Source organism: Azospirillum sp. (genome assembly GCF_050789165.1).
Genome location: NZ_JBOZRT010000010.1, coordinates 112861 through 120652, shown reverse-complemented (window position 1 = coordinate 120652; position 7792 = coordinate 112861). Strand labels below are relative to the sequence as shown.

The window sequence follows — 7792 nt, the reverse complement described above, 5'->3', positions numbered from 1 at the left end:
GGCGACGCCGGTGGTGTCCAGCGCCGCCAGCTGCGTGGTGCTCAGCCCGCCGATCTGCGTGGCCGACAGCGCCGCCGCCTGCGCGGTGGTCAGCGCCCTCAAGCCTTCAGTGGACAGCGCGCGCAGCTGCGTCGGGGTCAGCGCCGCGATCTGGGCGGGCGACAGCTCGCCGACGTCGGCGGTGGTCAGGGCGGCGAGCTGGGTCGTGCTAAGCCCCCTGATCTGCGTCGCGGACAGCGCCGCCATCTGGCCGGCGCTCAGGCCCGAAAGGGTGGTGGTGCTCAGGCCGGCCAGCTGCGCGGCGGTCAGCGCGGCGAGCTGGCTGGTGCCGAGCCCGGCGGCCTGGGCGGTGCTCAGCGTGGCGAGCTGCGCCGTGGTCAGGCTGCCGATCTGGGTTTTCGAAAGCGCGGCGACGTCGTCGCCGAGCGCGGCGAGTTGCCCGCCGTTCAAGGCCCTGATCTGCGCGGCATTCAGGCCGCGGATCTGCTCGCCGGACAGCGCCGCCAGCCCGTCGGTGCCCAGCGCCGCCAGCTGCGCGGTGCTCAGCGCACCGATCTGCGTGGCGGACAGGGCGCCCATCTGGGCGGAGCTGAGTTCGGCGAGCTGCGCCGTCGTCAGGCCCTTCACCTGCACCGCCGTCAGCCCGCCGAACGCGCCGGGGCTGAGCGCCCCCAGTTGGGCGGTGGTCAGCGCGCCGAGCTGCGCCGCCGTCAGCCCCTTCGCCTGCGTGGCCGACAGCGCGGCGATGTCCTCCGTGCCAAGCTGGGCGAGCTGCGCGGTGCCGAGCGCGCCGATCTGGGTGGCCGACAGCTCGCCGAAGTCGGCGGCGTTGAGCCCGGCGATCTGGCTGGTGGACAGTCCCTTCACCTGCGCGGCGCTGAGGCCGGCGACCTGTGCGGCGCTCAACGCCGACAGCGCGGCGGCGCTCAACGCCGCCACCTGCGCGGTGCCCAGCCCGGCGATCTGCGCCGAACTCAGGCCAGCGACCTGCGCGGTGGTCAGCTGGCCGAGCTGCCCGGTGCTCAGCGCCTTGGTCTGGACGACGGTCAGCGCGCGGAAGTCGTCCGCGCTCAACGCCGCCACCTGCGCCGGGGTCAGCGCCCCGACCTGGGCGGCGGTCAAACCGCGCAGCTGCGCCGTCGACAGCGCGCCGACGCCGGCCGGGTCGAGCGCCTGCAGCTGCGCGGTGGTCAGCTGGGCGAGCTGGGCCGGCGTCAAGGCGGCGATCTGCGCGGTGTCCAGGTCGGCGATCGGCGCCGTGCCCAGGCCGGCGATCTGCCCCGCCGGCAGCGCGGCAACCTGCCCGGCCGACAGAGAATCGATACGGCCGGCCGTGAGCGCGCGGATCTGCGTGGCGCCCAGCGCACCGATCTGCGCCGCCGACAGTTCGCCGAGGTCCGCCGTCGTCAGGCCGGCGAGCTGGCCGGTGGTCAGCCCCTTCATCTGCGTCACCGACATGGCCGCGACCTGTTCGGGGGACAGCGCCGACAGGCTGGCCGGGGCCAGCGCGCCGAGCTGCTGTGCGCTCAGCGCCCGAACCTGGGCGAGGCTCAGCGCCTTCGTCTGGGCGGTGGTCAGCGCCCCCACCTGGGCGGTGGTCAGCCCCTTCACCTGCGCCGAGGTCAGCGCCGCGACCTGGCCGGTGGACAGCCCCGACAGCGCGGTGCCGGACAGCCCGATCATCTGCGCGATGTTCAGGGCCGCGAGGTTGGACTCCGTGAACGCGGCGGCCTGCGTCGCGCTGAGCGCGCCGAGCTGCCCCGCGGTCAGCGCACGGGCCTGCGGCGTGATCATCGCGCCGATGCCGGTGGCGCTCAGCGCCGCGACCTGCGCCGTCGACAGGGCGGCGATCTGGGTGGGTTTCAGGTCGCGGACCTGGGCGGTGCTCAGCGCCGCGATGGTGGCGGTCGGCAGCGCGCGGATCTGCGCCGTGCTCATGCTGGCGATGCCGCCGACGAGGTTCTGGAAGGCACCGGAGGTGTCGGTGGCGGAGGCGCTGGAGGACGTCGCAAAGCTGTCCGTCGAGCCGGCTCCCACAGCGCTCGTGGAAGTGATCGTCATCCCGCAGGCCCTCCTCCGTCTATCGGCAGGCGAACGATGCGGCGGTATAGTTTAGGTTGTGTTAATTCGGACCTCCGGAGCCGTTTCCGCCGCCATCCATCAGTCTTTAAATGATTAGGTTGCAACGGTTTTTTCGACATGCGGCGCGGTGGCGCCGCAAGGGCGGCCGTCGGGGTCGCAACTTTCCATGGCAGCTGCTGGCGGGCGTCCGGTTCCGGAGGGTACAGGTGATTGGATGCCTGCGGTCGGGCAGACGCGGCCCGGGCTCGGCCCAGACATGGCGAAGGCCGCTAACCCGTTGAGGTTAGCGGCCTTCAGGATGGTGGGCGCGACAGGGATTGAACCTGTGACCCCTACGATGTCAACGTAGTGCTCTCCCGCTGAGCTACGCGCCCATCCGACTGTCCGACCGTCACCGGCCGTGCGGTGGCGCGGTGTTTAGCACCATGCGGCGGGGGAGGCAACACCTACGTTCATATTTTTTTGCAGCGCGATTTTTCCACGCCCCGGCGGACCGCGAAGCGGCCGCCGCCGTTGTCCCCGGGCAGGCCACACAGGCGCGGCGTGACAGCGGCGCGCCGGTCGATTACATCACTGACATCATGGATGCGCCTTCCGACGCCGAAACCGCCCTCGACCGCGTGTACGACATCCAGGCCCCACGGGAGCAGACGCTGCCCCTCGTGGTCGCCTCGCCACACAGCGGCCGGTTCTACCCGCCCGAATTCCTGGCCGCCGCGCGGCTGGACGGACGGACCCTGCGCAAATCCGAAGACGCCTTCGTGGACGAGATCTTTGCCGCCGCGCCCCACCTCGGCGCGCCGCTGCTGCGCGCGCTGTTCCCGCGCGCCTTCCTCGACGCCAACCGCGAAGCCTACGAGCTCGACCCGGAGATGTTCGCCGACAGCCTGCCGGCCTACGTCAACACCCGCTCGCCGCGCGTCGCCGCCGGGCTCGGCACCATTGCCCGCGTCGTCGCCAACGGCGAGGAGATCTACCGCGGCAAGCTGCGCTTCGCCGACGCGGCGCAACGGATCGCCCGCTTCTACCAACCCTACCACACCGCCCTGAAGGATCTGATCGACGCCAGCGCCGCGCGATTCGGCCACTGCATCCTGATCGACTGCCATTCCATGCCGTCGGCCGGCTCGGCCGAGCGGGAGCGCGACGGGCGGCGGGTCGATCTCGTGCTCGGCGACTGCTTCGGCAGCGCCTGCGCCCCCGTCGTCATCGACACCGCCGAGCGGCTGCTGCGCTCCAAGGGCTACACGGTCAACCGCAACGCCCCCTACGCCGGCGGCTTCACCACCCGCCACTACGGCCGGCCGCGCACCGGCGTGCATGCGCTGCAGATCGAGATCAACCGCGACCTCTACATGGACGAGGCGACGCTCGACCGCCTGCCCTTCCTGCCCACGCTGGCCGAGCACATGGCGGAATTGGTCGCCACCCTGGGCGCCATCGACGGCAGCCCGCTGCGCCGCCGCTGAGCGTTTCCCAACCCCCTGATCCGCAAAGAAAAAAGGCCGCGGGGAAAGCCCCGCGGCCCGAGTCTAGGGAGGAAACGCCCAAGAAGTGCGTTACGCCACCGACCGCATCGAAACACGACCGATGTCGCACTGCACAATATGATCCTCATCCTGGAATGGATCAAGAGGGAAAAAACTTTCATAGCGCTAGCAAGAGGTTAGCTTGCCCATCGGCATACCGGCATTCCCCGCCCGACATAAGACATGTTGCATCGCACAACATACCGCCGAGGTAGTATCCACTCGAAACGGATAGGGTGTGGCGGCGGATTGCGGCGGGAACCAAGGCCTCCGGGGTGCCGTTTTGCCTGGGCACGAGGTGGCAGGGTCCACCGCTACCGGGAGTGTCAGGCGTGAGCAGACTGGTCGTCGTGTCCAACCGCGTCGCCCCCATCGACGAGGGCAAGCAGACGGCGGGCGGGCTGGCGGTCGCCGTGCTGGCGGCGCTGAAGAAGAGCGGCGGCATCTGGTTCGGCTGGAGCGGCACCGTCGTCGAGGAGTCGCAGAGCGAACCCACCCGCACGGAGGCCGGCCGCCTCACCTACGCCACGCTCGACCTCGGCCGCCGCGACTTCGAGGAATACTACAACGGCTTCGCCAACCAGACGCTGTGGCCGCTGTTCCACTACCGCCTCGGCCTCGTCTCGGTGGACCGGCGGACGCGCGAGGGCTACCAGCGGGTCAACGGCATCTTCGCCGACCGTCTGGCGCCACTGCTGCGCCCGGACGACATGGTGTGGGTGCACGACTACCACCTGATCCCGCTGGGCGAGGAGTTGCGGAACCGCGGCTGCGGCCAGCGCCTGGGCTTCTTCCTGCACACGCCGTTCCCGGCGCCGGAGGTGCTGAAGGTCCTGCCCAACCACGCCGACCTGATTCGCGAGCTGTGCGCCTACGACCTCGTGGGCTTCCACACCGAGGTCGATCTGAGGTGTTTCGTCAACTACATCCGCTACGAGGCGCACGGCGAGGTGGATGAGCGGAGCCATGAGGGTGGCACCCGCATCCGCGCCTTCGGCCGCACGCTGCTGGCCTGCGCCTTCCCGATCAGCATCGACACCGCCAACCTGGAAAGCCTGGCGCACACCGCCGCCCGCTCGCGCCACGCCGAGCGGCTGCGCGAGAGCCTGGTCGGGCGGCGCCTCATCATCGGCGTCGACCGCCTGGACTACTCCAAGGGCCTGCCGAAGCGGTTCGAAGCGTTCCAGCAGCTGCTGGAGACCTACCCGGAGCACGCCAACCGCGTCTCCTTCCTGCAGATCGCCCCGCCGTCGCGCGAGGACGTGCCGGAGTACATCGCCATCCGCCGCGAGCTGTCGGAACTGTCGGGCCGCATCAACGGCCGCTTCGCCGAGTTCGACTGGGTGCCGATCCGGTACCTCAACAAGAGCTTCGGGCGCCGCATCCTCGCCGGATTCTACCGGCAGGCGCACATCGGGCTGGTCACGCCGCTGCGCGACGGCATGAACTTGGTGGCGAAGGAATACGTGGCGTGCCAGGATCCGGAGAATCCGGGCGTGCTGGTGCTCTCGGAGTTCGCCGGGGCGGCGCTGGAGCTGACCGAGGCGCTGATCGTCAACCCCTACGACACCGAGGGGGTGGCGGACGCCTTGCAGCGCGGGCTGACCATGCCGCTGGAGGAACGCAAGGAGCGCCACGCCGCCCTGATGAGGACCCTGCGCCGCAACGACATCACCGCGTGGCGCGAATCCTACGTCAACGCCCTGACGCGAGCGCCCTATTCATGAGCGATCCTTCCAGCCCGGTCCCCACAGGCCACTACCTGGTCGCCGACATCGGCGGCACCAACGCCCGCTTCGGCCTGATCGACGACACCGGCGTCCATGAGTCGCGGATCTTCCGCTGCGCCGACTTCCCCTCGCTGGAGGCGGCGGCGGCGGCCTACCTGACCACGGTGCCGGCCAACGCCCGGCCGCGGCAGGCGGCGTTCTGCGTCGCCGGGCCGGTCACCGGGGACCGCATCGAGATCACCAACCTGCGCTGGACCTTCTCGGTCGAACAGGTGCGCGCCGCGCTGGGGCTGGAGCGGCTGAAGGTCATCAACGACTTCACCGCGGTGGCGCTGTGCATCCCGCGCCTGCGGGAGATCGACCGGGTCCAGGTCGGCGAGGGCAGCCCGGAGCCGGGCGCGGTGGTCGGCATCCTGGGGCCCGGCAGCGGGCTGGGCGTGTCCGGGCTGGTGCCGGGTCCGCAGGGCTGGACCGCGCTGTCCGCCGAAGGCGGCCACATCACCATGGCGCCGATCAGCGACCGCGAGAGCGCCGTGCTGGCGCAGCTGCGCAAGACCTACGACCACGTCTCGGCCGAGCGCGTGCTGTCCGGTCCCGGGCTGGTCAACCTGTACGAGGCGCTGTCGATCATCGACGGCCGCGAGCCGGCCAGGCTGACCCCGGCCGAGGTGGCGGAGAAGGGGGCCAGCGGCGCGGAGCCGCACTGCGCGGAGGCGGTGGAGATGTTCTGCGCCATGCTCGGCACCGTGGCCGGCAACCTGGCGCTGACGCTGGGGGCACGCGGCGGCGTTTACATCGCCGGCGGCATCGTGCCGAAGCTGGGGCCGGTGTTCACCCACTCCCGCTTCCGCAAGCGCTTCACCGAGAAGGGCCGGATGCGCGATTTCCTGGCGCCGATCCCGACCTACGTCATCACGCACGAGCTGCCGGCGTTCCTGGGTCTGGCGGAGGCGTTAGCGCGGTGACCCGCCGGCGTCCACCGGCCCGGCATCGGCAGCGTCGGTGACCAGTTCCTCGCCGGTGTAGACCGGGCAGCGCCGGCAGACGTCGGGAATGCCGTCCCTCCGCCCCTCCGCCATGGCCAGCCGCAGCCCCCGGAACTTCGGCCCATTCCAGATCTCGGCCAGCGAGTTTACGGCGATGTTGCCCAGCACTTCCGCGCCCAGAAGGTCGTAGCAGCACAGCGTCACGTCGCCGTTGGCGCAAACCACCATATCCGAGAAGGGCAGCAGGCACAGCCCGGCGCGCCGCTCCTCGCTGGTGGTCACCGCCAGCGAGGGCTCGTCCTCCGGTGTGTCCCATCCCGGCCAGCGCATGGCGTACATGCTGACGACCGGCACACCCGGCAGGTCGCGCGTCAAAAACCCGGGGACCACCGCCACCTCCGGGTCGCCGGGCCGGCGGACCTGCACGTTGACCACGGCCACGTCGATGCCGGCAGGGCGGGTGTGGCGGAGCAGCATCCGCAGCTTCTCCAGCACCGTCGCGTACACCGCGCCGCGGCGCAGCCGGTCGTTCTCCTCGGGGCTCCTCCCGTCGATGGAGACGTTGATCCGCGTGACGCCGCTGCCCGCCAGTTCGGCGCAGGTGTCCTCGGTCAGCAGCATGGCGTTGGTGTTGAAGTGCAGCCGCTCGACGCCCGTCTCCTCGGTCACCCGCCGGCACATCGCGGCCAGACGCGGGTGCAGCAGCGGTTCGCCGCCCAGGTACATGACGCAGGCCTGGAAATGCGGCAGCCGCTTCAGATCCTCAAGCACCCGCTCGAACAGCGCCGCCTTCATCAGCCGCCGGTCGACACCGCCGTAGGCGACGCCGGTCGGGCAATGCCGGCAGCGCAGGTTGCAGGCGCTGGACACTTCGACCCTCACCCGCATCGCCGAGATCGGCATCGTGCCGTCGGGCCGCATCGGCGTCATGGCGGCGGCCTCCCTCTGGCGCCTTTCCGACAGCGCCTGCAAGGCCATGCCGTGAACCTGCGCGCTGGCCTTGATTCGCACTTCCGCGTCGGGATCGTCGAACAGCGCGCGCAACGCGGCCACCGCCTCCTTCCGGCGGCCCTGGGCACATTCGGTGACGGCGTCGTTGTACACGGTGCGTGACATTCGGCTGAAGAACTCGGCCGCCTCCGCCGTCGGCCCGACGCGCAACGCTCGCCGTCCGCACCGCAGCGCCTCCTCGCGCCGCCCATCCTGCCACGCCGCCCGGCCCAGGGCGTGCCAGGTTTCGGCCGAGGCCGGGTCCGCGGCGACCGCGCACGCCAGGACCGCCTCGGCGTCGCCCGCCCCCTGCTCCAGCCTCAGCGTGCCCAGCAGTCCCAGCGCCTCGCCGTGGTCAGGCGTGCCCGCGAGAACGGTGCGCAGCGCGGACTCCGCAGCCGGCCGGTGGCCCGCCGCCAGCAGAAGGCGGGCGAATTCGAGGCGTGGAGCACTGGCGGTCATGGCCGGGGTGTCC

The 7792-nt window shown here is 71.0% G+C and carries 4 protein-coding genes, 1 tRNA gene and 1 pseudogene; 3 read left to right on the top strand and 3 right to left on the bottom strand.

What is annotated here, in order from left to right:
- Positions 1-2061: pseudogene (locus ACRWK7_RS01820) on the bottom strand (beta strand repeat-containing protein); the annotation flags it as partial.
- 320 nt (positions 2062-2381) lie between these two features.
- Positions 2382-2456 (bottom strand) — tRNA-Val (locus ACRWK7_RS01815).
- A 207-nt stretch (positions 2457-2663) separates the two neighbouring features.
- Here ACRWK7_RS01815 and ACRWK7_RS01810 point away from each other — a divergent pair.
- The 3 genes from ACRWK7_RS01810 (at position 2664) to ACRWK7_RS01800 (ending at position 6306) form a co-directional block, all read left to right on the top strand.
- Positions 2664-3551: an N-formylglutamate amidohydrolase gene (locus ACRWK7_RS01810; protein WP_431854450.1), complete on the top strand. Its 888-nt coding sequence runs from the start codon at positions 2664-2666 to the stop codon at positions 3549-3551.
- Positions 3552-3943: 392 nt separating this feature from the next.
- Complete coding sequence (otsA, locus tag ACRWK7_RS01805) at positions 3944-5338, top strand: alpha,alpha-trehalose-phosphate synthase (UDP-forming) (RefSeq protein WP_431854449.1); 1395 nt, start codon at positions 3944-3946, stop codon at positions 5336-5338.
- Entirely contained in the window at positions 5335-6306 is a 972-nt protein-coding gene (locus ACRWK7_RS01800) for a glucokinase (RefSeq protein ID WP_431854448.1), read from the top strand. Before otsA ends, ACRWK7_RS01800 begins: the two co-directional genes overlap by 4 nt.
- Here ACRWK7_RS01800 and ACRWK7_RS01795 read toward each other — a convergent pair.
- The gene (locus tag ACRWK7_RS01795) at positions 6295-7779 is read right to left on the bottom strand and encodes a radical SAM protein (RefSeq protein WP_431854447.1); all 1485 of its coding nucleotides are present in this window, start codon (positions 7777-7779) and stop codon (positions 6295-6297) included. The two genes, ACRWK7_RS01800 and ACRWK7_RS01795, sit on opposite strands and share 12 nt — an antisense overlap.
- Between the last annotated feature and the right edge of the window lie 13 nt (positions 7780-7792).